Source organism: Actinopolymorpha cephalotaxi (assembly GCF_013408535.1).
GTDB lineage: Bacteria > Actinomycetota > Actinomycetes > Propionibacteriales > Actinopolymorphaceae > Actinopolymorpha > Actinopolymorpha cephalotaxi.
The window spans coordinates 5,436,241-5,461,561 of sequence record NZ_JACBZA010000001.1 but is presented as its reverse complement, the minus strand read 5'-3'; the positions used below and the strand labels follow the sequence as shown (position 1 = coordinate 5,461,561).

At 65.5% G+C, this 25,321-nt stretch carries 19 protein-coding genes; 6 read left to right on the top strand and 13 right to left on the bottom strand.

The window, feature by feature from the left end:
- The first annotated feature begins 46 nt into the window (after nucleotides 1-46).
- Nucleotides 47-982 carry an HNH endonuclease gene (locus FHR37_RS24235; protein WP_139239184.1) on the top strand — a complete coding sequence of 312 codons (936 nt, stop codon included), beginning with the start codon at nucleotides 47-49 and terminating at the stop codon, nucleotides 980-982.
- 195 nt (nucleotides 983-1,177) lie between these two features.
- On the opposite strand, the gene drmB is transcribed toward FHR37_RS24235, so the two are convergent.
- From drmB to FHR37_RS24180, 11 genes are all read right to left on the bottom strand, one after another.
- The gene (gene drmB, locus FHR37_RS24230) at nucleotides 1,178-2,884 is read right to left on the bottom strand and encodes a DUF1998 domain-containing protein (protein WP_092889025.1); all 1,707 of its coding nucleotides are present in this window, start codon (nucleotides 2,882-2,884) and stop codon (nucleotides 1,178-1,180) included.
- Nucleotides 2,874-6,050: a helicase-related protein gene (locus FHR37_RS24225; protein ID WP_092889022.1), complete on the bottom strand. Its 3,177-nt coding sequence runs from the start codon at nucleotides 6,048-6,050 to the stop codon at nucleotides 2,874-2,876. The genes drmB and FHR37_RS24225 overlap by 11 nt, the downstream gene beginning before the upstream one ends.
- Complete coding sequence (locus FHR37_RS24220) at nucleotides 6,047-7,771, bottom strand: UvrD-helicase domain-containing protein (RefSeq protein WP_139239183.1); 1,725 nt, start codon at nucleotides 7,769-7,771, stop codon at nucleotides 6,047-6,049. The genes FHR37_RS24225 and FHR37_RS24220 overlap by 4 nt, the downstream gene beginning before the upstream one ends.
- Nucleotides 7,771-12,426 carry a sacsin N-terminal ATP-binding-like domain-containing protein gene (locus FHR37_RS33280; protein ID WP_092889016.1) on the bottom strand — a complete coding sequence of 1,552 codons (4,656 nt, stop codon included), beginning with the start codon at nucleotides 12,424-12,426 and terminating at the stop codon, nucleotides 7,771-7,773. The genes FHR37_RS24220 and FHR37_RS33280 overlap by 1 nt, the downstream gene beginning before the upstream one ends.
- A gap of 323 nt (nucleotides 12,427-12,749) precedes the next feature.
- Nucleotides 12,750-13,142: a ferredoxin reductase domain-containing protein gene (locus tag FHR37_RS24210; protein ID WP_202884559.1), complete on the bottom strand. Its 393-nt coding sequence runs from the start codon at nucleotides 13,140-13,142 to the stop codon at nucleotides 12,750-12,752.
- Between the two features lie 57 nt (nucleotides 13,143-13,199).
- Nucleotides 13,200-13,919, bottom strand: a complete 720-nt coding sequence (locus FHR37_RS24205) for a TMEM175 family protein (protein WP_202818371.1) — start codon at nucleotides 13,917-13,919, stop codon at nucleotides 13,200-13,202.
- A gap of 151 nt (nucleotides 13,920-14,070) precedes the next feature.
- Nucleotides 14,071-15,258, bottom strand: coding sequence for a globin domain-containing protein (locus FHR37_RS24200; RefSeq protein ID WP_092889013.1), 1,188 nt, complete (start codon nucleotides 15,256-15,258; stop codon nucleotides 14,071-14,073).
- An 80-nt stretch (nucleotides 15,259-15,338) separates the two neighbouring features.
- Entirely contained in the window at nucleotides 15,339-15,809 is a 471-nt protein-coding gene (locus FHR37_RS24195; protein WP_202885100.1) for an RrF2 family transcriptional regulator, read from the bottom strand.
- 89 nt (nucleotides 15,810-15,898) lie between these two features.
- Nucleotides 15,899-16,381 carry a hypothetical protein gene (locus FHR37_RS24190; protein ID WP_092889007.1) on the bottom strand — a complete coding sequence of 161 codons (483 nt, stop codon included), beginning with the start codon at nucleotides 16,379-16,381 and terminating at the stop codon, nucleotides 15,899-15,901.
- 125 nt (nucleotides 16,382-16,506) lie between these two features.
- On the bottom strand, nucleotides 16,507-19,809 hold the full coding sequence (locus FHR37_RS24185) for an NACHT domain-containing protein (protein ID WP_139239182.1): 3,303 nt from the start codon (nucleotides 19,807-19,809) through the stop codon (nucleotides 16,507-16,509).
- A 453-nt stretch (nucleotides 19,810-20,262) separates the two neighbouring features.
- Nucleotides 20,263-20,616: a phosphotransferase gene (locus tag FHR37_RS24180; protein ID WP_269086105.1), complete on the bottom strand. Its 354-nt coding sequence runs from the start codon at nucleotides 20,614-20,616 to the stop codon at nucleotides 20,263-20,265.
- A 35-nt stretch (nucleotides 20,617-20,651) separates the two neighbouring features.
- Between FHR37_RS24180 and FHR37_RS24175 the strand changes: the two genes are divergently transcribed.
- The 3 genes from FHR37_RS24175 (at nucleotide 20,652) to FHR37_RS24165 (ending at nucleotide 22,469) form a co-directional block, all read left to right on the top strand.
- On the top strand, nucleotides 20,652-21,398 hold the full coding sequence (locus FHR37_RS24175; protein WP_092888998.1) for an alpha/beta fold hydrolase: 747 nt from the start codon (nucleotides 20,652-20,654) through the stop codon (nucleotides 21,396-21,398).
- Between the two features lie 115 nt (nucleotides 21,399-21,513).
- Nucleotides 21,514-21,894, top strand: a complete 381-nt coding sequence (locus tag FHR37_RS24170; protein ID WP_092888995.1) for a VOC family protein — start codon at nucleotides 21,514-21,516, stop codon at nucleotides 21,892-21,894.
- 98 nt (nucleotides 21,895-21,992) lie between these two features.
- Nucleotides 21,993-22,469 carry a cupin domain-containing protein gene (locus FHR37_RS24165; protein ID WP_092889093.1) on the top strand — a complete coding sequence of 159 codons (477 nt, stop codon included), beginning with the start codon at nucleotides 21,993-21,995 and terminating at the stop codon, nucleotides 22,467-22,469.
- Nucleotides 22,470-22,475: 6 nt separating this feature from the next.
- Here the strand turns inward: FHR37_RS24165 and FHR37_RS24160 are convergent, their stop codons facing one another.
- Nucleotides 22,476-22,967, bottom strand: a complete 492-nt coding sequence (locus FHR37_RS24160) for an HIT family protein (RefSeq protein ID WP_092888992.1) — start codon at nucleotides 22,965-22,967, stop codon at nucleotides 22,476-22,478.
- A gap of 209 nt (nucleotides 22,968-23,176) precedes the next feature.
- Between FHR37_RS24160 and FHR37_RS24155 the strand changes: the two genes are divergently transcribed.
- Both FHR37_RS24155 and FHR37_RS24150 read left to right on the top strand, forming a co-directional pair.
- Nucleotides 23,177-23,734, top strand: coding sequence for a hypothetical protein (locus FHR37_RS24155; protein ID WP_139239181.1), 558 nt, complete (start codon nucleotides 23,177-23,179; stop codon nucleotides 23,732-23,734).
- A 485-nt stretch (nucleotides 23,735-24,219) separates the two neighbouring features.
- Entirely contained in the window at nucleotides 24,220-24,510 is a 291-nt protein-coding gene (locus tag FHR37_RS24150; RefSeq protein ID WP_092888986.1) for a hypothetical protein, read from the top strand.
- A gap of 22 nt (nucleotides 24,511-24,532) precedes the next feature.
- Here FHR37_RS24150 and FHR37_RS24145 read toward each other — a convergent pair whose 3' ends face one another.
- Nucleotides 24,533-25,306, bottom strand: a complete 774-nt coding sequence (locus tag FHR37_RS24145) for an ANTAR domain-containing protein (protein ID WP_202818368.1) — start codon at nucleotides 25,304-25,306, stop codon at nucleotides 24,533-24,535.
- Nucleotides 25,307-25,321 lie beyond the last annotated feature (15 nt).

Below are 25,321 nucleotides of genomic sequence, written 5' to 3'. Positions count from 1 at the left end.
CTCCAATTCGGCCCGGCGCTGTCGCTGTGCTGGCAAAGTCGGGGCTGTGACTGATCCCCAGAAGGTCAAGGCTGGTCTAGAGCGAGCCCGCGATGCACTTGAAGCTGTTCAGGTGGTGGTCGAGGAACTGCGAACCAAGGAGGTCACGGTCGTTGACTGGCAGCATGCAAGCGCTGAGACGGGCGTTCTGCTAGCGCAGTTCGATCGGGCTGCCAATCAAATTAGCAATGCATTCGGGCTCACAAGTACCCAGCAGCGTGTACTTGCGTACCTCCGAAGTCGTATCGGGCAGAAGGTCCCCAAGGAGGAGCTGCGCGGGGTTGCGGGCATCTACGAGTGGGCTCGACGGATCAGAGAACTTCGGGTTGAGCATGGCTGGGCCATCGTGACAAACGTCCAACGTCCTGATCTAAAGCCCGGCGAGTACGTCCTCGAGCATGACCAACCCGACAGGCTGCTAGCCGATGACTGGGCACTGGCCAAGCGCCTACGCAACAGCAAGGAGAGCGGCAAGGATCGAGGCCTGAAGTACCTGCAGGCCCTGAGTCCCCGAAGTGCCGACAAGGATCAACTCGCATATGTGATGCAGATCCAGTCAAGGGCGCGCCGGATACGCGAGCTAGATGAAGAGGGCTGGGAGATCCAGTCCAATGTTGACGACCCAAGCCTTGCTCCTGGTTCATACCGGCTGGCCAGCCTCGAGCGACGGCCACCGCGGACGCGCAAGGCGATCAAGCTCCGCCACACGATCCTTGAACGTGACGGCAAGCAGTGCCAAGACTGCGGACGCTCACCCGATAAGAATCACGTCACCCTACAGATCCACCACCGGGTGTTCGTGAGTCAGGGCGGCACCAACGACCCGGAGAACCTCATCACCCTCTGCTCCGACTGTCACGCAGGTCGACACGCACTTGTACGAGGACAAGTGGTGGATGAGCTACTGGTAACCGACTGGGAAGAGGACCTTCTGGATGCGTGAATGACCACTATGCGTGCAAGTGGGTCTGCACTAGTCGCCCAGGGGCCGAATTTCGCTGCCAGCCTGCAGCGGGTCGATAGGCCGGAAGGTCTCATCAGCCTCTTAGGCGTGCCCTGTCCCCGCAAGAGGTAGGGCGCAGGCTATTTCGCCTACGCCGATGTTCCTCGTGGTTGACAGGTTAGGGTGGGCCGGGAACTACTCGTAAGAGTCGCCAAAGAGCCCTGCCTTGCCACGGCTTCCTGGGAGTCCCACGAGCGTGGCGCGATCGAGTGTCAGATTGAAGCGTTCACAGCTCGTCTCGGGGAGCAGCAGGCAAGCATGGCAAGCCGCAAGGTTCATCCCGTTCACCCCGGACCCCGTGGACTCGATGCACACCGGATCCGCGGTGCACCAGCGCGCGCGGCGAATGCCATTGGCGAGGGTCTGCCGGAAGCGGTACTTGTCGCTGAGTCCGGCGAGCCCACCGAGGCTGCCTGCACTGTCCGCAGTTGCTGTGTAGATGAGAAGCCCCGCCTGCCCAGGTTCGTCGTAGATGCGCTCGCGCAGCGACGCCGCCGGGTAGCCGGAGGTCAGGGACATCTCATCCAGCAGGACATGCGCCAAAGAGTGCAGAGCCAAGACGCGCGGTGATACGTCGAGTGCGGCAGTCAAGGTGCTCCGTCCCAGTTGCGCCTGTGATCGCAACAACGCCCTGGACCGGGAGCGTGCGAAGTCGCTCGTCGCCCATCGGTCGAAGATGGTTTCGTTCAACCTTAGGAAAACGCCCTCTCCAAGCACCTCTACCGCCGGTAGCCAGATGGGCGTGCCTGAATCGACAAGTGGTGCCACCACAACGTCGTTCTCACCCGTCGACGGAACCACCCGCGTGAAGCCCGTGAGGGCCCTTACTTCTCGGAGTCGGCTTACTCGTGAGACTTGAGCGATAACGTCCGGCAGGCCGCTCTCACCGAGGTCTACTTCGACGCACAGGAACTGATCATGTGCATCGACAGCGCCTCGGCCACGGACGAGGGCGGTGTACTCCTCAGTGCGCAGTTCTCGATCCGAGGGGGCGGTAGTCGTAACAGCAGGGTTCCTCCACCGCTCGATGGCACGGATCAAGTCCTCCGTCGTGCAGCTGTCCGGAGGCCTGAACCCGCGGGCGATCTCCTCTGCGGAAGCGCTCGGATTCGCATCCGGCATCCGCGGCTCGATGAAGGCGTCGGCGATATTGGGCACGGAAGGGATCGAGATCGCAGACCGCATAACCGCGAACCAGACGTTCGAGGAACCACGCTGGAGCGTCCGCAGCTCTTGGTCGCATTGCGGGTCCGGGCTTGTGAGCCACGGCCGGGAGCCGGAGCACCTCTTCAAACCGCGCAACGCACTGGAGTCGAAGGCGCCCGCCATGGAGCGTTGGAGTCCGCACTCGCATTCGACAATGAGATCCGACAGGGCGGACGTGTGACCCCGGGAGACCAGCTTCAGGCCGTGCCCGCCGTGGCCGACGCCGGCGTCCTTATGGACCCATGCGCGGTACGGGAAGTCCTCGATGTGGCCATTCATGCAGCACGACACGAATCGTGAAGGCGACGTCGAGGCGTTGCACCTGGCACACATCTTGGTCTCGCGGTCGGATACCTCCCAGAAGGGCCCCAGTCGTCGGCAGTCCGTGCAGAACGCCCACTCAGGAAAACGGACGGCCGGCACGTCGCCGTTGCCCTTGCGCCCCGTCGGCGGGCTACGGAATTCCTTTACCCCCAGGCTCCTTGCCAGTCTGGGCTCTGTGATGAGGTCGCCTTCGTACCAGTCGTCAAGTCCGCGCAGCATGACGCTGTCGTCCTGAGCTGGTAAGAGGGAACCGACTCCGAAGGTCGATACGAGGCTGGTACGCCTCACATGGGCGACGATCTCAGCGTTCACGACGGTTCCTCCTCCGTCGAACCAGGAAGATACTGGACTCTGCATCGACGTCGCGCATGCTCGTGAGCGTCGGCCAAGGAGGCTCGGCCGGAGGAAAGTCGATATCTCGTTCCCCCTGTCCGAGCACGCGTGACGCCTCAACAAGTAGCGCGCCTCGCTGGCGGTTGAACCAACCCTCGTAATGAGAGACACGCGACTCGGCCCACTCGTCGATGAGGCCTAGCAGCTCGCTGCGGATCGTCTCGTCGGACTCATCGTCCGGGCACTTCCCGTCGTGGGCTCGAACAGCCTCGGCGCGAGTGAGGATTACGGCGACGAGCGCCTCGAGATCGTCGATCCATTTCGCGGCATCGGCGGCGGCACGGCTCGGACCGGCGGCGGCGATGCGGTGTCGGGCCAGCGAGACAAGGATCGCATGGAGGGCTCGGTCACGTGCTCGCGGCGCGAAGGGGGTGGCCCCCGTGGCCTCGACATGGTGGTACAGCGACCGGTGGTATGCGGCGAAGTTCTCGTAATGCGACAGGTCCCGACTCCGAGCAGAGTTGTACACCGTGACCACAAGCCCTGGCATTCGACGGCCGACCCGTGAGGTCGCCTGGATGTACTCCGAGCTCATCTGGGGCTGACCCATGACGACCATGAGACCCAGGCGGTCGACATCGACACCGACCGAGATCATGTTCGTGGCGAGAACAACGTCCGCAGCATCGGTCTCACCGCGCCGGCGTTCCAGGATCTCGAGCTCCTGGGGGATCTCCGAGGAGCGCTTACGGGAAGTCATCTCGCGGATCGCCCTTGGATCCCTCATCTGCTCCCCACGCCGACCTGCGATGACCTTCATCTGGTCCGGGACGTCGTCCATGACCTGAATGTAGGCACCGCCGAGGACCCGCAGGCTGTTGAAGTACCCGAGCAGGGTCCAATAGAGGTCGGCAGACGGGTCCGTCGCCGACACCATGGCTGCGGACTGCAGCAGCGAGGCATAGACGCGGACCATGAGAGTCGTCTGGCTCGCTCCGGGAGCCATCGCTCCCACGTACTCGCGGCTCGCCTTGGTGTCACGCGGCGCCTCGACTGCGAAGTACGAATCCCTATGGGTGAGTCCAGGCGGCGGGAACTGGCGGGCTTCCCTGGCGAAGACGGCCCGGACCTGATCATGCGCGCGCCGGATAGTAGCGGTGGACGCGACGACCTTGGCGGGGGCGTCCGCGCCCGTGATCGCATCGACCGCCGTCTCGTACAGGCCGACCATCGTGCCCAGCGGCCCGCTGATGAGGTGGAGCTCGTCCTGCACGATGAGGTCAGGTGGTGGATGATGGAATTGCGAGTCTCTGGCCAGGGGCACTGACTCCACGCCGAGCAGTGCTCCGACCTCGCATTTCCACGGCATCATCGCGAACTTGTCGACCGTGCCGATCACAAGTGACGGGCGGTTGCTGTAGACATCGCTGTCGATGATGTGGACGGGCAGGCCATCGCGGAAGGCGCACGTGGACTGACCGCAGGCGACCCGCATCCAGGCCTTGTCGATGACCTCGTAGTTCCGGTAGTCGAGCGCGTGGCCGCACCACGGGCACTGGCGCAGTTGGACTGGGTCGCTACCATCGTCGTCAGCGTCCTTCGAGCCGGGCCGTCGGGCACGCTGAAGGGCGCGGCGGGCCGTGTCAGCGTCATTGGGAGTCGAGGCCTGCCCCACCCACAGGCCGATCGAGATTGGTGCCGTTCGCGGCATGTGCTGGGTACGGATCATCTCGAGGGCACAGATGAGACCGGTTGCACGTTGGTACTGCTGCAAGGTGAGGAGGCGAAGCGTGTAGCGCATCAGGACCGAAACGCCGGCCGCTTCCGGGTCGCGCAGCCTTCGAAGCAGGATGGCGATGCCGATTATTCCGAGGTAGGCCTCGGTCTTCCCGCCGCCGGTGGGGAACCAGAGAAGATCGGCAATGCGACGGTCGGTGTGGTGACGATTCACCAGACCGCTCAGGTTCATGAGGATGAATGCGATCTGGAAGGGTCGCCATGCAGCCCCGGAGGTCGAATCCGGGTTCCCTATGCCACCTGATCGATGGTGCTCCTGCCTGCTCCGCTGCTGCGCCATCGCGAGATTCGTCAGCTGGAAGGCCCGACGAACGTCCGCGTCGTTGCGGAGCACCTCGAGACCCGACTCCATGCGGCTGGCGGCTTCCCGCGCCTCCGCGACGTGGCGCCGCAGGGTCTCTATGTCGTCGTCCGACGGACGAACCGCCGACGCGGACTCGAGCTCGTCGATCCAGGACCGGTACATGGCAATGAGCCCTTCGAGCACTTCGAACGACTCCTCAACAGCCAACACGTCCATCGACAGGTCCAGGCCGTCGCCGCCCGCAGCTTCGCTGAGCAGGAGCTCGTGGCGGGGGAGGAATGTCGTCGCGACAGCGTCAGGCGTGTTCCCCTCCCACGTCACGGCACATCCGTGCCCGACGGCGAAGGACCGGACGTCACGGAACAGCATCCGTTGGGAGGCGACCTCAAGCTCGTCAACACCCGCAACCGTAACCGGTGGCCTCTCGCGGAGCTCCGTGCCGGTTGCCGCCGCGACGATGCTTGGTCGGAACCAGCAAGCGGCGTCCTTCTCACCATGTGCGGCGGTGAGGCTGTTCACCAAGGTCAGGGTGATCGCTATGGTGCCGTCGAGCGGCTCTCGTGAATTGACGACGAGCTGGAGACCCTCTTTCACCGCAATACGGTCAAGCCGGGGTGGGTGAGCCTCGATTACTCGATGCCACGGCGGTAGCTCGCATGACTTCCAGCTCGTCTCATCCGACTGCTCGTACCTCGACGCCGATACGGAGACGGCGACACCCGCCCCTGCCTCGTCGCCGACGGTGAGGGTCATTCCCATCGATCGTGGGTAGCGGATCCGGGACATCGAGACACCGGGGTCGACGACGGTGTCCGGAGCCTCATTGCCCGCCTCGGCCTCAACGTCGTTCTCGACGTCGTCCTCGACGGATGCAGGTTGTTGGGCTGTCGAGTCGCTCTCGACCTGCGGGAAGAGGATGCCCATGACGAAGCGCGATAGCGGGAGCTCCCTCAGCGTGTCATCAGCCGGGCCGCCGAGGAGATCCTCCGAGAGGCGCCTCAGCATGAACTCACGCGTGTCGTACGCCTGCTCAAGGGTGTTCATCTCGTTGACTCCCACTCGAACGATAGAGGACCGCTCACCATTGCCCCCAGCCACAGACCATGCCGGCCGGGGCCATCCCGCCCAGGAGATCCGACAAGGGTCTCCAGCCCCTCGACGCGGCCGCCCAGGAGTCGCGGGACGGCCCCTCCGAAGGACAGTCGCCGGATCAGCTCCCCGAACTTCTCACCGGTTCGGGCGATGACGACGTCGCCAGCCACCGCAACCCATGACGGGACCTCGTTCCCGTCGGCGGTGACAAGATCATCGGTGCGGGACCATGTCACCGTTGAGCCGACCACCCGCGAGAGGTCGTGTGGCACGGGTCCGAGGTCCCGGGCAAACGCCGGTTCAAGCAGGAGCCCGACGGTCCCTCGGCCATTGGGAGACTTGTTGAGCCATACTCCATCGCGCGGGTCCTTTCTCCAGAACTTCGTGGAGATGTCACGGGTTCGCAGCAGCCGCGACCTCGCCCGGGACATCGCGACGAAAAGGCGACGCGCGGATGCAGCCTCATCTGCGTCCTGGAACCACGACTCGGGCTCAACCAGGACCACGTTGTCGAATTCGAGTCCCTTGGCACGGTGCACCGTCGATGAGATTGTCTGGGTCCCTGGGGTGCGAAGCAGGGACGCGGGGAACCTCCGCGAGCGCAGACCGGATGAGAGATCGCGAAGGTCGAGTCCCCTGTGCGATCGCGCCACTCCGACCAGCGTCCGCCACTTGTCCTCGGCATCCTCGAGCTGGGCGCGATCCGCCAGATCCATGAATTCGTCGAAGTCCACCGCACGGGAGTCATGATCGGCGAGGAGCACGGCGATCCACGGTGCGAGAGTCGGATCGGTCGCGGTGACGGCCAACTCCACCGGTACGCCGAACGCCGAGAGCCGTGCGGCGACCAGGCCTGCACGGGCATTGGTATCACACAGAAGCGCTGTCGTACCCCGCCACGCGCGTAGATCGTCGGCCGCGTCCTCGTCGAGTTCGCCTAGGGGAGGGACGTCGGCTGCGAGGCGGCGCAGTCGGAGTAGCTGGTCCGAGGGCGTCGACCGGTCGAGGGACTGCCGTGCAAGGGTCGCTGCACGCGCATCCGGCGTTCGCGACCGGTACTCACCCTTGAGCACGACAGTCTCCACGCCGTAGCCTTCGCGCACGCCCTTGAGCAGCGTCTCCGACGTCCACGCACCCAGCTCGTCGAGCTGGAAGTCGTAGAGGCTCTGCATGGGGTCACCCAGGAGGGTGAAGCCGAATCCCTCGTCGAAGCCGTGGCCGAGAAGCGTCAGCACGAACTTGGCGCGGACCCCGACGAGGTCCTGCACCTCGTCGACGATGACGTGCCGCACTTCCGGGAGCACGGGTTCGTTGGCGCTCTCGAGCAGCCGGGTGGCGCGGACGATGGAGTCGTCGTACCCGGTGAAGACGAGTGCGGAGTCCTCCAGCCCTGCCCGAAGGCGCGCAGCAAGTGAGTCAATAGTCGCGCAGTCGACACCTTGACCCTCGTCGACAACGTTCCTCGTTCGGGCTCGAACGATGTCGACAGCCGCATTTGAGAAGGAGATGACGAGGATCTCCTCCGGATACACGTCCTTCTCGAGCAGGCGGCGACAGCGGTCCCCGACTACCTCGGACTTCCCGGCGCCAGGACCGGCTATCACGATCTGGCGGACCTCCGGGCCCGCTGAGGCGGCTCGCTCCTGATCGGGATCGAGGCTAACGGTGTCCATCACCTCTCGCGTCGCCCCCTGCCCCAAAGATGCTCGAAGTGGCGGAAGGCGAACTCCTCGCCGAAGTTCGTGAGGTTGTCCGCCACGTTGACGATGAGCACCTCGTCCTTGCCGCCGTTGAGAGGACCACGCAGTCCACGGCCGACCATCTGTTGGTACACGTTTGGACTGAACGTCGGCCTCGTGATGAAGACAGCGTCGACCTTGGGGACGTCGAAGCCTTCGGTAAAGACGTTGTAGTTCGTGAGGACACGTACTCGCTTCGCCTTGAAGTCCTCGACGTACCGGCGTCGCGCGTGGGCATCGGTTGTACCGGCGACCGCTCGGGCCTCGACACCGTTGTATGTCAGGAGAGCGGCAAGCACCTTGGCGTTCTCGACTGAGGTCGCGAAGAGGAGGGCTGTCTCGTCTTCCCTCAACTCGAGCACGGACCGGACGATCTCGGTGTTCCGCTTCTCATCTTGGCCCAGTCGGTTCTCGACGGACTCGGGAAGGCGACGCATCTGTGTTGCGTGGAGGATCTCATCCTCGGTGAGCTCGACGTCCGCGCCGCGCAACTCGTGATGCCTGATTCGAGCTAGGACTCCGTACTGCTGGAGATACCCGTAGACATCGTCGCCAGGGAACACTCCGTCGTCGAGGAGATTCTTGTGGTAGCGGTTGGCGAGCTGCGCCGTCTCGGCCGCGTTGAATCCCCGGAACGGCGTGGCGGTGAGGCCGAGGATCGGTGTGGTCATGTCTGCCACGCGTCTTGTGCCACCCACTGCGCTCAGGGTTCGCGTGTACTGCTGGCCTATAGAGCGGTGTGCCTCGTCGACGACGATGATCGTCGGGGCGACGAGCCAGCCGTAGCCCTCCTCCCAGTTGTTGCGGTTGATTACGGAGTTCAGCTTGGCCAACGACGCCACGACCACCTGATGGCCATCCCGCTCGTTCGGCTCATTGCCGGCCCAGAGGCGGCTCAGCGTCATGGGTGTTCCAGGCCTTCCCTCGGCCCGCCATACTTCTGACCAGGCCTGGATCGCCTGCTCGCACAGCTCGTCCGTCTCGGCCAGCCAGAGGATGCGAGCGTCGGACTCGGCCTCTGACATGTGCTCGACCAGCGCCTGAACCGCGACTCGTGTCTTACCGGCGCCCGTAGGCAGCGAGAGGAGGCCCCGACGCATCTCGCCGGCGGGGTCCAGCAGGCCACGCACGCGATCGGCGATGCGGCGCTGGTACTCGTGGAGCTCGCCGAGAATGGGCGGCCCCTCGACCTCCATCTCGGCCTCGCGCCGCATCCCCGAGAAACCGGCGAACTCGACCGGGAAGCCCAGTTCCCGAACCCACTCGCGTGCAGTGCGCTTACCCGCCCAGATCGACGGAGGGTTGAGGCCCTTTCGGCTCAGGCTCCCCACATGGCTCTGGAGAATCCCGTACCCGTCCACGGCGAGCGCAAGCTGGGCGATCTCCCGGTCCTCCAGCTCGCGGGCCGAATCGTGCTTCAGCCCCTCAAGGGCAGCCGCCGGTACGGCGCCCCTGAGCTCTTCCACCCCGACCGCGAGCAGCAGCTTGTCGAGGACGTCCGGGGACTCCGCGATGTCCTGCCGGAGCTGGTTCCGACGCTGTTCCTCCATTCGGCGCAGGACGACGTCGGGCTTGAAGGTCGCCTCGAGCGACCGGGCGACCTGGACAAGGATCGCGTGCGTGTCCTCGGCCGTAACGAAGATCCTGCGACCGTCGAGGTACTGCGGGAGCGGGCGTGACTGCTGCCCGCCCGGGGTCGAGGTGAGGACCTCCAGCCGCTTGCAAGGCTGGACGAGTAGGTCGTGATCCTCGAGGGCGAGTGACGCACGTAAGGGAGGGAATCGGTCGATGAGTGCGTATGCCTCGCCCGCCAGCTCGTAGTCGATCGTCTCGGTGAGCATGTCCTCGCCGTCGGGCATCCCCCAGGTGTCCCTGAGCACCTCGAAGTCGTGCTGTGACGGCGCGAGGACAGCCGGGACACCCGCGGTCGCGAGAGATTCGAATACATCGGTCCGGCACGTGACAGCCGCTTCGGATGGCGGAACCTCGACGAAGCCGGGGCCTCGCTGCACCCTAATCCGGTCGGGTGATGGCTGATCCATATAGGCGGCCCATGCATATACAAGGAATCGTCGGTCGCTCTGCCAGGCCTTGGCGTCCTCGAGGATCGCGGTCCAGTCTTCGGACTTGAGTTCGCCGGGCTCGACCTTGAGGCCGAGGGCGTCCGCTTGCTCCTCGCTAACCATCGGCTGGACGTAGGGAAGCGGCTGCTCGAGTCCGTCGATCTTGACCCCGTCCTCGTTCCACCTCAGACAACGCGACACGGGCTGGATCCCGATCTGGGTCCGGAGGCGTCCGTGGTCGCGCAGGTGGTACCACGTCATGTCGGTGACGTACATCTGCTGGGCGGCGCCACCGATCCGAGTGATCCTCCACCGCTCGTCGCCGAGCAGCTGCCGCATGACGGACTCGGTCAGGGCGGTCCGTGCCGCATCCGATAGGCGGGGGAGGACGTCGAGCGGCCAGACCGTGCGACCCTCGTCGATGTCGATCGCAGAGTCGGCGAGCCGCGGCTGGCCAGTCTGCTTTCTGTAGCGGTCCCGGACGGCGTCAAGTCTGGCCTCCCGCCACGCCTCCATCGGTGGCGAGGCGAGCCTGCGGGGCGCCGAGACCAGACCCAGTCGTTGCAGGAGCCTGATGTCCTGCTGATGGAATCGGGGGTCGACGAGAAAGTCGCCGTCCCGGGATCCATCTGCAGGGATAACCTCCCCCGCTAGGAAGACGCCCCCGGGCCCCTTCCACTTACCCGAGTAGGTGCGGACGCGCAACTTTTCCAAGAGCCGATCTCCGAACACGTCTCGGAAGATCGCCTCGGACTGCTCGATCGCGTTCTTCCGAGCGGATGCCCACACCCTCTCCCAGCGAACCTGGTCGTCGGTCAGCTCGCTGCGAAGCTCCCCAGCGTTGTCGAAGATCTCGATCCCAAGAGCGTTGAGAGCTGAGACGACCCTTCCGTCGGAAGCGACGACTGGGTTGATGATGAGCCGGCCCGGCTGAGGAGTCGGGCCCGGGAGGAAGACCTGCCCGCGCCGGCACGCGTCGACCGATCCGTCTTCGAGAAGAAGCACACGGGCCTTCTTCAGCTGTTCCACCTGATCCCGATCGTCGAGGCGGTCGATCAGCAACGCGACCAGGCGCACTGCTGCCGCGGATCCCTCCACGGTCGGCTCCTTGACCAGGTGCTCGACCCATTGACGCAGCCTCACGGCGTCCCTCTTGTGGTAGCCCAGGAGTCGGACGACCTTCGAACGGTGCTCCGCACTCACGACGGTATGGCTTGTCCACGCCTCCGGGTCAGGGCACACCGAGGCCCACAGCTCCAGCTCCTCGACCGTGAGCCCCTCAGGATGGAGTTGCACGCGAGTGGGATGCCGTAGCCCGCCACCGAGGCTCGGGATGCACTGCTTCTCGCTCACGGCTCGCATCACGGGCTCGTTGAGGATGTCGTCGGCGTGGTTGCGCGCCTCTTTGCCCCGCGCGGGTAGCACATCAAGAACGGCGGTGGGTTTGTCGTCCCGGTAGATCCTCGTGAGCGCGTCCCCCACAAGCTTCGGCAGAACGCCGGTCAAAAGCTCCTCGTTGAAGGCGCCAGGAAGGAGTGACTCGCGGTCGTCCGCCAGCTTCCACGGGGCATTGACGATACCGGAGAGTGTGGTTCCGGACGTCGTGGGGAAGTACGCCCAGAAGGTGCCGACCCCCTTTGGCGCTCCCTCCAGCGGAGCGGCCCAGGAGATCTCGACGCTCTCACGGGCCGCGGCGTACCCACCGTCCTCCAAAGCTTCCTTGCTCGGCTGGTGTCGCTGGGGGCTGACCACCCAGACGGATCGGCGCTTCCCATCGTTGAGGACGAAGGCTCTCGACTCGTCGCGGGACAGCGTGATAGCGCGGGCGGTGCCCGACACGCGGTCCTCGAGACCTAACTGCTGGACGTGCTGGGAGAAGAGGAGGAACTCGGCCGGGAATGTGGCCAGGCTCCGCGCGAGGATGTCCCGGTTGCCTTTGACAGGCGCGACGACGACCGTGGTGGCCCACTTCATGAGGCCTGTGAGGATCGTGTCGTCCCGACTCTCGTCGGTTGGGTCAACCGCCCGCGCCCAGCGCATGACCGGGTAGTGGGGGAGGCCCGGCACCAACCCACCCAGGACCTCCTCAGACGCTTTCCGGTCGAAGACGAAGGAGCCGGAGCGGCTGAGTACACGTGGGCGGTCGGTCACAGCGAGTAGGGACTTGAAGCCGAGACCGAAGCGGCCGATCTTGTCGTCGCGCTTGATCGAGTCATGCGTGCCCATGAGAGCGATGACGCCGTCGACGGTGAACGGCTCCCCCGAGTTAGCGACGTAGAGAGTGTCCTTGGTGAGAACAACCTCGCACCGCCCGCCTGAGGAGTCCATTCTCATCGCGTCGGCCGCGTTCTGAACCAGCTCGAAGAGCTGACGCTTCGCGTACGCCCCTTCGGCGATCGACCGTTCGATGTTCGCGTCCTGGCCCAGGCGCCGGGGCTCGTTGCGATACGTCTCGAGCGCGGTCCGGCTCTGCTCGTCGACGGCCTGCGCTAATGCGCCGTCGAGCCCCTCCCAAGACGGTGCCACTTCGCCCCCACTGCGTCGATGCTTGGTCTTGTCATCATCCGATGCCAACCCCAAATCACGATGGCACCTGGACCGTCCGAACCTTTGGTCTGCTCTCCCTATCATGATCTACACCCGGCGCGTGTTAATCCTGAGATATCCGTTGGATGACGTTGTCTCTGGCTGCCTCCTAGCCAAGTCGGCCCCGCCCTCACGCTGTCGGTCGAGACAGCTAGCGGGACTAGATGAAATCGAGGCGCGCGACCTCGGCCGGAGCGACTCCGGCTTCCGGTAGCGGACGCCGTCCTGGAGAAGGCGCAGTACCGCACTCGGCGGTTCGAGGGCTACTGTCGGAGGAGCCAGAGGTCGGGGCCGAAGACCTCGTAGTGGATGGCCTCCGGTGCGAGTCCGAGAGCCAGTAGCTGTCCTCGTACGGCACGAAGGAACGGCAGCGGCCCGCAGAGGTAAGCAGTGGCGTCAGCCGGAATCGACGGCCCGCCGAGGTCAACGAACCCCGTCCGCTCCGTCGGCCACTCACCATCAGGGACCTCGTACCACACCGCCGCCTGCGCGTTCCCCAGCTTGGCCACCAGCTGCTCCAGGTCGGACCTGAACGCGTGCGTCGCGGGGGAGTAGTCGCCGTGAGCGACGGTGATCTGCCGCGTGGAGTTCGTGGCGGCGAGGTGGTCGAGCATGCTCATGATGGGCGTGCAGCCGATGCCCGCGGAGGCGAGCACAACCCGCCGTCTCCGTGATCGAGATGCACAGCTGCGGCCAGCATGGCCAGCTTCCCGTCAGTCTCCGCGGAGTTCAGAAGCTGGCGGATGGGGACGCGGGCCCTCTCCTCGGATCGGCAGCCAGTAGAACGCGTTGAACGCAACGATCACGACTATCCCCAGCATCGGCAACAGCGCGCCGAGGGCAGTGCCGATCGTCAGCCAGATCAACGCAAGCTGGAAGCGTGCGCCGATGGCTGTTGCGCCCGCCTTGTCGAGGCCTTCGCCGAGCAGGGCTCGCCGGCGCGCGTAATGCCAGACAGCATTGAAAGTCAGCGCTGTCACGACGAAGGCGATGCCGTAGAAGACGACCGCGGTTCGTTGACCCTGGCCGCTTCGCAGCGCCCCGGCGAGTATGGATGTGGCGAACGGAAGGAAGGCCACGATCATGAGCAGGAGTGTGTTCAGCAGGAGGATGACGCGGTCGGCCGCACGAATGTGATCGAACATCACGTGGTGGTTGACCCAGACCTGCCCGATGAAGAGGAAGGTCACGGCGTAGGCGAGGTACGAAGGCCATAGCGCGAGAAGGCCATGGAGCAGATCCGCGTCCTCACTGGGCGGCTTGATCTCCAGGATCAGCAGCGTGATGCTGATGGCGAAGACGCCATCGCTGAACGCGACCACTCGCACGGTCTCGCGCTGGACGGCGGACGAATCAGCCCCGGCAATGCCCCCGGGAACTCGAGCTGACGCCAGCGAACGCAGCCACCGGACCATCCTGGACGAAGCCACCATCGCCTCCTGTGGGCAGGGTGAGACGTACTTCGTCGGACACGGTAGCGACATCCCGCATCGGGATGGGTTCTCGACGCTGCCCGGCAGGTGGCTGTGCACGGGTGCTCGTACGCAGGGGGCCCGGACGACCCCCTGCGTACGGCATCGGGGTCTACTGCTGGCCGAGCCAGAGGTCGGGGCCGAAGACCTCGTAGTGGATGGCCTCCGGTGCGAGTCCGAGCGCCAGCAGCTGTCCTCGTACGGCACGAAGGAACGGCAGCGGTCCGCAGAGGTAGGCAGTCGCGTCCGACGGGATCGACAGCGCACGCAGGTCGACGAACCCCGTCAGCTCAGCCGGCCACTCACCCTCAGGGACCTCGTACCACACCGTCGCCTGCGCGTTCCCCAGCTTCGCGACCAACTGCTCCAGGTCGGACCGGAACGCGTGTGTCGCAGGGGAGTAGTCGCCGTGGGCGACGGTGATCTGCCGCGTGGAGTTCGTGGCGGCGAGGTGGTCGAGCATGCTCATGATGGGCGTGCAGCCGATGCCCGCGGAGGCGAGCACCACAGGGCCGTCCGCGTCGTCCAGGCTCACGTCGCCGAACGGCGCGCTCACCCGCAGCACCGCACCCTCGCGAACGCGGTCGTGCAGGAAGTTCGAGACCTCGCCGTCCGGGGCGCCGACGATCCGCTTCACCGCGAACCGCAGGGCGTCCGGCGCGGTTCCGGTCAGGCTGTACTGTCGGATCTGGTGCGCGCCGTCGGGCAGCTCCACCTGCACCGAGACGTACTGTCCCGGCAGGGCCTGCGGTAGCCCGCCTTCGTCCACCGGGCGTACGAGGAACGTCGCCACGTCCGCGGTCTCCTCGTACCGCCCGACGATGCGGTACTCCCGCCAGGTGTCACCATCGGCGGCGCCGGCCTCCGCGTACAGGCGAGACTCGATGGCGATCAGCGCGTTCGCCATCAGCCAGTACACCTCGTTCCACGCCTGCGCGACCTCGGGCGTGACCGCCTCGCCGAGCACCTCCACGATCGCCTCGAAGAGGTACTTGTGCACGATCGTGTACTGGTCGCGGGTGATGCCGAGCGACGCGTGCTTGTGGGCGATCCGGGCGAGCATGGCGTCCGGTCGTACGTCGGGACGCTCGAGGAGAGCCGACGCGAACGCCGCGATGGAGCCGGCCAGCGCCTGCCGCTGGGCGCCGTTCGCCTGGTTGCCCCGGTTGAACAGGTCTCGAAGCAGTTCGGGGTGGGCGGCGAACATCCGGTCGTAGAAGAGACTGGTGATGTCACCGATCGCCGCGCCGACGGCGGGCAGAGTCGCGCGAATCGTGGCAGCCGACTGCTCGGACAGCATGGTCAACCTCCAGGAGTGGTTTCGTGGGTGGAACGGTGGTGGATCGGGTTGGAGCGTTGGTGCTTCGCGTACCTGCGCACTCAGCTCGCCGCGGGTCGCGCGGCCAGACCGAGTAGCACTGGGCCCGTGGGGGAAGCCACGAGATCCTCGACGGTGACGGGATCGAGCGTGGAGTAGAACGCCTCCAGCGCCTGGCGTAACAACGAGCGCAGCCGGCAGGCGTTACGCAGCGGGCAAGGCGGGTCGTCCTCACACCCCACGACATCGCGTACGCCCTCGAGCTCGCGAACGAGCCAGCCCACGGAGGTGGATCGGCCCGCGTCGGTGAGTGTCAACCCGCCGTTGCGTCCGCGCCTTGCTTCGACGATGCCGAGATGCTGCAGGCGGGTGACGACCTTGGCGGCGTGGGAGTAGGGGACCGCCATCGCGGCCGCCACCTCGCGGGTGGTGGGCATCGAGGCGGCATCGCCCCCTGCGTTCCCGTTCCCGTCCCCGTTCGCCACGGCCAGCCGCATCACCACGCGGAGGGCCAGGTCGGTGCTCGCCGTCATTCGCACGGCCTCAGTGTAGGTAAAGACGAATCGCAGATTCCACTTTGAGGAGTGTTGGGTACGTCACGCTGAGGGTGCGGGTGGGCGCGTCAGGTGCGGGCGAGCAGGCTGACGCCGAGGCCGAGGAGGGCGAGCACTTTCACGACCTCACAAGCGACGTAGGCCAGGTGGCCGTGCGAGCGGGGTTGCTCGGATTCGCCGCGTACGTCCGTTCCTGCGGGCCCGTCTGCTCGGTGACTTGCGCCGGCGAGGACGTCGTCCGACCGCCGGTTGAGCCGCGGACGAATCGCGGTGAGCTGTACGACGAGCAGGGCGACCACGACGACGGTGAACGCCACGACCACCGCTGACGGCCTACCCAATGCCACGGCGATCACGACGGCCAGCGCGAGCAGCACCTCGACGGCGTTGAGCGCACGGAAGACCAGCCGGCCGATGCCCAGCCCGACCGGGATCGTCACGCCGGGAGCGCGGAACTTCAGCGGCGCCTCGAGGAACGAGATGGCGAGCACCATCCCCAGCCACACGAACGTCACCGCACCGGCGGCGACGGCGGCAGCTGTCGAACTCATATCCGCGGCTCCTTGTGCTTCGAACCCGTTAGCTCCCGTCCGCTCCAGCCGGTGCGGACCCGCCGTCGAGGATAGGCGTTGGCCCCGAGCCGCAGACACAGTTACCGAAGCCAGCCCGCCGGTGTCTAACGACGCGCGCGTTCTCTCATGTCGTCCCAGAACGCCTTGAGCTGCCTCGGCGTCTGGCCCTGCCACGGTGCGGTCCGGCTAACGCGGAGCTTTACTCGTATGTTGGTGGGTAACCCGAGTATCACCTTCTGACGCCTGCAAAAGGCCTCGCTGAGCTCGGCTCGTGGGGGCTGCTTTCCTTTCACGGGGTAGGGACACAGGTCGAGCAGACACTTGCAGCTGGTCTCGTTGCCTGGTTTGCGGGTTCGGAGCGGGTCGAGGAGCTCCCGGTCCTTGGTGAGGCACCTTGGCAGGCGCGTCGTCGCGGTAGCTGCCAGACGACGCTCCCGCTCGCGAGGGCCAAGGTCGCCCCCCTCGGCCGTGTTGAGCAGGATCAGAACGTCGGCTGCGAGTTGCTGCGCTCGGGGATCAAGGCCGCTCCATCCAGCAGACAGCGGAATCCACCGGTCACGCCGGGGCGGGTCGGTATCGGTCGGTGGACCGGAGCCCGTCTTGGCCAGAAGGCCGGACTCGTCGATCCACAGGAAGCGCTCTGGTTGTTTACTCGTAAGCGCGAGGGTGCAGAGGTCAGCCGCGTGATAAACGAAGGGATGCTCGGTCAGCGACTCAGACCGGCGAACGCGCTCGGTTTCCTCCTTGCTCATGATTCTCCACTGGCGAACGACCGCGTTCGGAAGTTCTTGGTCATCGGCAGACTCATCATTGCTCTGTGAGAGTGACCAGAGCGTTAATGCCTGGAGGAGCGCAAGGCGGGAATACCAGAAGTCCACCCTGTGGAGCATCTGTCTCGCCTGCTCGGCAAGATACTTCAGTGACTCGGGATTGCAGCGCGGGCCTCCGAGGCGTAGGTTTGCTGAACTCTTGAAGCCTTGCACCAGAGCAATCTTGGTGTTGAGGGGAAACTCCAAGCGTTTGCAACTGCCAGCAACGGCATCAACCCAAGTTTCCAATTTTTCTCTCGCATCGCGGGATCGCCCCTTTCCCTTCACAGAACTGACCAGGAGGGGTGCCAGCCACGCTCGCATGGTGGATGTGCGCAACCTGTGCTCATAATAGACGTTTCCCTGTGCGACGCTCCGGTATTGGTACCTGGCCTCCAGTTCCTCCCTCGAATCCTTCAGTTGGACGAAAGCCTCAACTTGAACACCGCCGGGCGCGGGCCCCAACGGAGTAGTGGCACGGATCACTGGGTGCTGACCCTCGGGTAGTTTTCCTCGCAGGTCTGGCAAACCGGCGCCTGGCTCCCGCACGCAGTCGAACTGCAGTTGAGCCGATGGCGGTATGGGATCCAATTGTGTTTCCAGTGCTTCGTGCGCGAGATCACCTCCAGCCCCGATCTCCTGCGCCAGTGCCAGTCGAACGGCGTAAGACGGCTCGCAATGGCTAAGGCGGACCATCTCGCGGTAGGACTCGAGAAGGTCGTCGCGGCGCTCACTCTCCCGGAAAGTGTCCTTCGCCCCCGCGCGACGAATCGCCTCGCCCAATCGATAGACCAGTTCAAGTCTCTCCTGCTCCAGCGTGCAGGGATCAGCGGCTTGTGTACTGGGTTTCTGCTGTGTCTCGCACACATGCAGTCGTATCTTCCGGATCTTCTCTGCGAACGACTCCTGCTCAGTGTCGGGGATAATCTCCAACGCATGGGTGTACAACTCGAGAAACTTGGCGTCCGAACCCGCTAGGGCGTGCCAGCGATTCTCTGCCTCATCGCAAAGTCTGGTGACGATTTCATCCAACGTCGAGACTGCACCGTCTGGGTATTCGGGAATCCAGGCAGTGGGAAGCGGGCGGGGATGGAAGAGATGTGCGGAATCCCAGCGCGTCGCTGCAACTAGGTCCGGCCTGTCGGCACGTCTCCGGGCATACATGGTGAGGGATAGTAGGAACTCGCGGCCGGACTGCATCAATGCCGTATTCAGATATGCCGAGTTGTCCAGTGCGGCTTCCATGTAGTGTGAACCCAGATACGCCTGCAGGATGCTGTGCGGAAATCGAACGCCATCGCCGAAAGGCTCTACGAATCCGAGTTGCTGTCCACGGGTCGCCGCTAACTGAAGGTCCAGCCTGCGATCGAGTTGACGGAGTTCGTCGCGGAGTTGGGTCAGAATTCCCTTATAGTGCTTCGAATTGTAAGCCTGCTGCTTCTTGTACCTTTTTTGCTCTTCGGATTCGAGTCGGTCCGGATCCCTCCTGCGCATGTACTCTTCTAGCTCACTTGGCTGGTTGAAGTCGGTGAACTTAACATACAGCGAGTCCATCATGAGTCCGACGCAGGCAAGAGCCGAGAGTTGTAGGACGGTGGCCTTCCGATCATTTGCGTCCAAGGTAATCGTGTCACGTAGATAGCAGTCGTTCACGGCGTGGACCCATGTGTCCAGCAATCTCAGCCGCAGCCCGACTAAATCAACTCCCCGGCTGTCCAAGTGGTGGTCGCGCCCAGGGGTGACGCGATGGAGTAGCCCGGCTTTGTTCAGCTGATTTGTAATCTGCAGGTAGAGCGGAGAGTGGGAGATTTCCGCTTGCTCCACGATCGCACGGAGCCGCGGCTCGTTCTCTACTTCACCCTCCTTGCGAAGGTAGCCAAGGGCGTCTCGCTCACTGAGCGGTTCCAGGAGCGTCATCGAGGCATCCATCCCATTGAGGGCCTTGTACGGCCGAGATGCGATGACGATCGGCAGGTTGTCCCTCTTGGCACGGTCGATGGCCACGCGGATGAGGTTGTCCCTCTCGTGCTCGTGTACGACCCCGAGGTCCTGAAGCGCCTCCTCGAGTCCGTCGGCGAGAACCACAATCTGATCGTTGTCGCAGAGGTATTGCCAAATACTCTCCGTGTTCCACATTGAAAACTTGAATAACTTCGCCTCTTCGCAGAAGCGTTGCTTCGCGGCCTCTCGGAAGTTCAAGCTCTTGTCGTAGTCGCGTAGGCGTATCGGAACTGGAATTGCGCCCTTTTTGGCCAGCATCCCAGTGAGCCGTACGATCATCGCGGTCTTTCCCGCCCCGATGCCTCCGACGATAACGTGCGGTCGTCGGTTGTCGCGGTCTCGAAGATCCTCCATGATCGCCCTGCATAAATCATCCCTGCCCACGACGTCGCCTAGCAGTGGACCTGCTGTCCGCACGAAGTCGGCCGTCTTCTTTTTGGCTATGCGGCGGTAGGTCCTCCTAAGTCTGACAATGCGCCATAGGACGAAGAACAGGTATCCTGCGCAAAGAATTGCGATCGGTGTGAGTAGGTCTTTTGCCAGCTTGTAATCATAGGTGTTAATGAGACCGTCTGTGATATTCTCTGGCCACAGCAATTCTAGGATGCTTCGCACAAGTATGAATGAAGCTCCGAGAGCAGCGAGCAACCCGAGGGCGATCCGCTTAGGAGATGATCGCCAGGAGCCTGCGTGCTCCACTGACCTATGTGCTTCTCTGCGCAACAGCAAGCCGTGGGCCCGTCGCAGCCAGGGTTGGTATGTAGCTCGGATGAGTCCTGTCGTCCAAGCCCACATCGGTCTGGCCTCTTGGTGTGGCGCCTTTCGTGTTGTGCTTCTGTCCGCCCTCGTCATACTCCTCGCCCCTTGCCGGAGGACCTGGCCGCGGCTGGCAAAGCGGGGGTTTTGTTCCACCGTGTAGGACCTCGCGGGCCGCGGCATCCCCCGGTCGGCCTTGTCTACGGGGGACGCACTTCCGTGGATCGGGACGCGGGACAGCCTCGTCCCCCAAGGGAGCTACCCCAGAGGTCCTGCCCTGCGGGGGTCCGGCGTTCAGGGGAGCAGCGACAGTCGGCGCGTTCGATGGCCGTCGTCGAGGAGTTCGACGTGCTGGCTGGCTTGGTCGAGGTCGGCCAGGATCCGGTGGCACAGGCAGGTCATCACCACGTCCGCGCTGGTGAGCTCGATCGCACGGTCTACGACGAGGCGCCGCTGGTCCGAATCGGACTGCGAGGGCAGCAACGCCAGCAGGTCTACCGCGACGGTGCCCGTCCCGAAGCCCTCCAGATCCACGACCGTACTCAGGGTGGGGCCATCGAAGGACATGTTGCGGAACGTGAAATCGCCATGGGGCAGCTCGCCCGGTCTGGCAAGTAGCGACCGGCCCGACAAGATGCGTGGGCCCACCGATGGGTTCTGCGGCGACGGGTAGTTGTGGGGACATGCGGACTCACACGCTGGAGACTCCCGATGTGGACCTTGTCTACGACGTGGCCGGCCCGTTGCCGGCCGCCGACGGTCGTCCGCCGCTGCTCATGATCGGCCAGCCGATGGACGCGAGTGGGTTCCGCGAGCTGGCCGGGTACTTCCCGGACCGAACCGTGGTCACCTACGACCCGCGCGGAGGCCCTCGCAGCGTCCGTAAGGACGGACGAGGCGAGCAGACCCCGCAGGATTCGGCCCGCGACGTACACGCGGTGATCGAGGCGGTCGGAGGCGGACCGGTCCACCTCTTCGCCAGCAGTGGTGGCGCGGTGGTGGCGCTCGCGCTCGTCGCCGCGTTCCCGAACCACGTCGCCGTCCTCGTCGCGCACGAGCCACCGATGAACCCGGTGCTGCCCGACGCCGCGGCCGCACACCGCGCCCGCGCGCACTACCTGGAGACCTACCAGGCGAAGGGGGTCGAGGATGACGGCTCGCGCGACAATCCGCTGCTGTCCGGGCTGGCCGTGGCCATCACCGACTACCACCCCGACGTGGCCGCGCTGACCGCGTCGCCGACCCGTGTGGTGATCGCGGTGGGCGAGGAAACCGGCCACGTCTACACGGCCCGCACCGCCCGCACAGCCGCACGGGTGCTGGGCCAGGAAGCGACGAGCTTCCCCAGCCACCATCTCGGCTTCGTCGGCGGGCTCGGCCGGCCGGAGGAGTTCGCGGCACGTCTGCGCGAGGTGCTCGACGCGGAGTAAACCCGTCGCCGGGCTCCGCCTCACCCGGTACGCTCGCGGCGTCGCTCCCGAGATCGGGAGCTCCTGTACGCTCCATAGCCCGCCGAAAAGTCCATGCAGAGAAGAGGTTTCGCCCATGGCGTGCCGGCTCAGTGAGCTCGTACTCGAATGCCGCGACCCGGAGTTGCTGGCGCGGTTCTGGTGCGAGGTCCTGGACTTCGTCGTGCTCGACCGCGCGGACGACGGCGCGTTGGAGATCGGCCCGCGGGAAGGGTTCGGCGGCCCGCAGCCGACGATCATCCTCAGCCCCAACAACGAGCCGAAGAACGCCAATCCGCCGCTGCACATCGACGTCAACGCCACCGACCGCGACCAGGACGCCGAGCTCGAACGCCTGCTCAAACTCGGTGCCCGCCCGGCTGACATCGGCCAGACGGGTGAGGAGTCGTGGCATGTGCTGGCCGACCCCGAGGGCAACGTGTTCTGCCTGCTCAGGGCCCGTCTCGCCCCGCTCTGAATGCTTGTCGGCGCCCAGGGGCAGAATGCCCCTGCGGGCCGATGGAACCCCCGAAACGGCCCGCGACGCTGACCTGACGTCGGACGGAAAGAGTGGCCGTGAGCATCAAGGACATCGGGCCGAAGCCGCAGAGCTTCGACCTGGAGAGCGCGACCCTGGAAAACTCCAACTACAGAACGGTCGCCTGGTCCGGGAAGTACCTCCAGCTCACCCTCATGTCGATTCCCGTCGGAGAGGACATCGGCCTGGAGGCACACCCGGAGACCGACCAGTTCCTGCGGCTCGACGGTGGCCGGGGCCGGGTGCAGATGGGCCCGGCGGAGGACCGGCTCGACTTCGACCAGGAGGTCGAGGACGGCTGGGCGGTCTTCGTACCTGCCGGCACCTGGCACAACATCACCAACATCGGTGACGAGCCGATGCGCCTGTACGCCGTCTACGCGCCGGTCCACCACGCGGCCGGCAAGATCCACGCCACGGCGGCAGACGCTGAACGCGACGAGGAGTCCGGCACCGACGAGCCGCCGAACTGGTCGGTTCAGCCGGGCTCGCAGCCGGAGGACAAGCACGCCTGACGCGGGTCAGCGGCCGCCCTGACCGGCATCGGCCCGGAACCAACGCCGGGCCCGCTCGCAGAAGGCCTCAACCTCTTCGCGCGGCGCCTCGTAGTCGGTCAGCATCATCGCCGCCTGCAGTTGCTCGGACCGCCGACCGTCGAAGGCGCGTACGACATCCGCGGTGACCGGCTGGACGACAAAGTGCAGATGCTTGCGTGCGGACTCACCGTGCGACCACTGGCACACGTACACCTGCTCGGGTTCGCACAACGCCTCGAGCATCCGCGAGGCGTCCCGCAACACCTGCCCCAGCTCCTCCGCAGCGTCGACGGAGAGGTCCGCGGCCGAGACGACGTGCAGGCGGGGGGCGACGATCAGCGTGCCGAGATTCAGCGGACCGAGGACGTGCTGGACGACCCAGTGATCGGTCTCGCGAATGACACCGCCGGGCAGTTCGCGCCTGCCCGCGCGCAGGTCGCACCCCAGGCACCCTGGTACGTCGTTCACCGCCACCATGTCGGCAAGCCTTCCACGGGGCGAACCGTTGCCGATCGCGGGCCGGCATGCCGCTGGCGCGGGAGGCGAGCCCCCACAGGCGTCCGCGGGAGGGAGCCGGCTCCCTCCACCGAGTGAGCCGCCCAGTCCTCCGCTGGGAGAGGTTCGTCTGATGCCCATTCAGGCGGAGCTCACCGGAGCTTCGCCGAACTTCCAGCGGAGGATTTGAGATGAGAGCCACGAACAGGGCCTGGGGACGCGGACTGGTCGCATTGGCTGTTCTGGTCGTCACAGCGGTGGGAACGGTCGCGACCACCCAGGCGTCGGCACCCAAGTCGAGCGGCATCCCGACGGGAAGCGTGGTGGGTACCTCCACCGGGACGCTTCCGGACTGGTTCCCACCGGCATGGGCCGGGGACCGCGTACGGTTCGACCTCGACGCACACGGCAACCCGATGCGGACCACCGGTTCGTTCAGGGTGTTCCACGGTGTGGGTACGACCGACCAGGCCCGGGCCGAGTTCGAGGGCGACATCACCTGCCTGACCGTCGCCGGTCCGGTGGCCATCGCCACCGGCGTCATCCGCCACGGCTACGCACACTTTCCCGGCATGGACAACCCCGACGTGACCGGGAAGAAGGTCTCCTTCACCGTGCTCGACCAGGGCGGCCACGACCGGATGTACTGGGCGTGGGAGTTCGCCCACGCGCCGGTCACCGACTGTATGGGTCTGGCGCCGCTCTTCCAGCCAAGCCACGGCGGCTTCCGGGTGCGCACGCAGGGCTGACCACCAGACGACCGACACCGACAGTGAACGCGACAGGCCGGATGCGGCCACCGAGGCCGGGGCAGGCCACCTGGACCGGCCCCGGCCAGGGTTGTTTGCGTACGGGTGGATGTCCCGGCCCTGTGGTAGCTTCGATTCCGGTTGGGCAGCTAGCCATGCGGCACCGTCGCGGCAACATCGAGTTGTGCGAGGCCTGGCATGTGCGAGCCCCCAAGTTCTGTGAGTCGGATTTTCCGGCGCGGATCCCTGCTCAGGCAGGCCAACCGTCCCGACACTTCCTCTCTGCGGGCGTTCGCCGATCGACGGCCTGACGACTCGATACGTCGCCACGTCGCAGCCCGATCCGGACCTGCACCCAGACCCTGTGCCGACCCGGCGGAGACCCGAGCGGCAACGACGCCTCCCGGACACGACCCGCCTACTGGACAGCCGACCCGGACCCTGCCGGCTGTCCATACCTCCGACCGGGTTCCTGAAGGTGCGTTGTGACCGACCTCGACGAACGCCAACAGCTGAACGCCGAACCGCGCTCGGCCCTCGCGGCGAAGAGCCTCACCGGGCATCACGTTCTGTTGATCACCATCGACGAGGACCTCGGAACCGCCGAGTACGCCTACGGTTACCGGGCCGTCTCCGACGTCATCACCGGCCTGGACGGGCAGCGAACCGTCCAGGTCGCTCAGCACTCCGGATGGCACCCGCACGCGGAGACCGTCACCTGGCCGGCGGAACTCGTGCTGGTCACCTGCGCCGTGGGATGCGCCTGCCTGTCCTGACCATCACCACCGCACACGCCGGTCAGGTGGAGTCGTCGTCATCCAATGAGACCCGCCGGGCCACGATGTCCCGGGCGAGTGCGAGCAGTGGCCGATCCTCGGAGTAGGCACGGGCGCGCAGCCGCGCGAACGCCTCGTCGAGTTCGACCTCCAGGTGGGCGGCCAGCATTCCGGTGGCCAGATGCACCTCGTGGTACGACAACGGCAGGTCGCCGGCGTTCGGCGCGGGGCCCGGCCCCTCCGCGAGCTCCGGTTCCTCCGCGGGATCCGGCACCCCCGAAGGGCCCTCCGCCGGCGAGTCACCCAACTGCCGCAGCAGCGCGTACACCGACAGGTCGGCGAGAACCGCGGCGTCGGCCAGCGCCTCCGGGGTCAACCGGCCGCTCGTACGGCAGAACAGATCGAGGGTGCCCAGCCGGATCGCACCGACCTGCAGGGGAAACGCGACGGCGGCACCGAGTCCGAGACTGGACACGGCCTGGACGAACGCCGGCCAACGGGCCTCTTCGGAGCCGAGATAGGGCGCGAGGACGACGTTCCCGGTCCTGAACGCGTCCAGTCCCGGCCCTTCACCAAGGGTGTACTGCAACTCCTCCAGGCTCGCGGCCCACTCGTCGCTCGCGCCCCAGGTCTCCTGCGCACGGGAGTTCGCGCGTACGGTCAGGGTCGCCGCGTCCACGCCGTCGACCAGCGACACGACGGCGGCGCACACCGCGCCCGCCCACCCGGTCGAGCCGGAGCCCTCCGCCCGTTCGGCGATCGTGCGCCACAGGCGTTGGTGACGCTCCTCGTCCACAGACCTGCTCCTGAC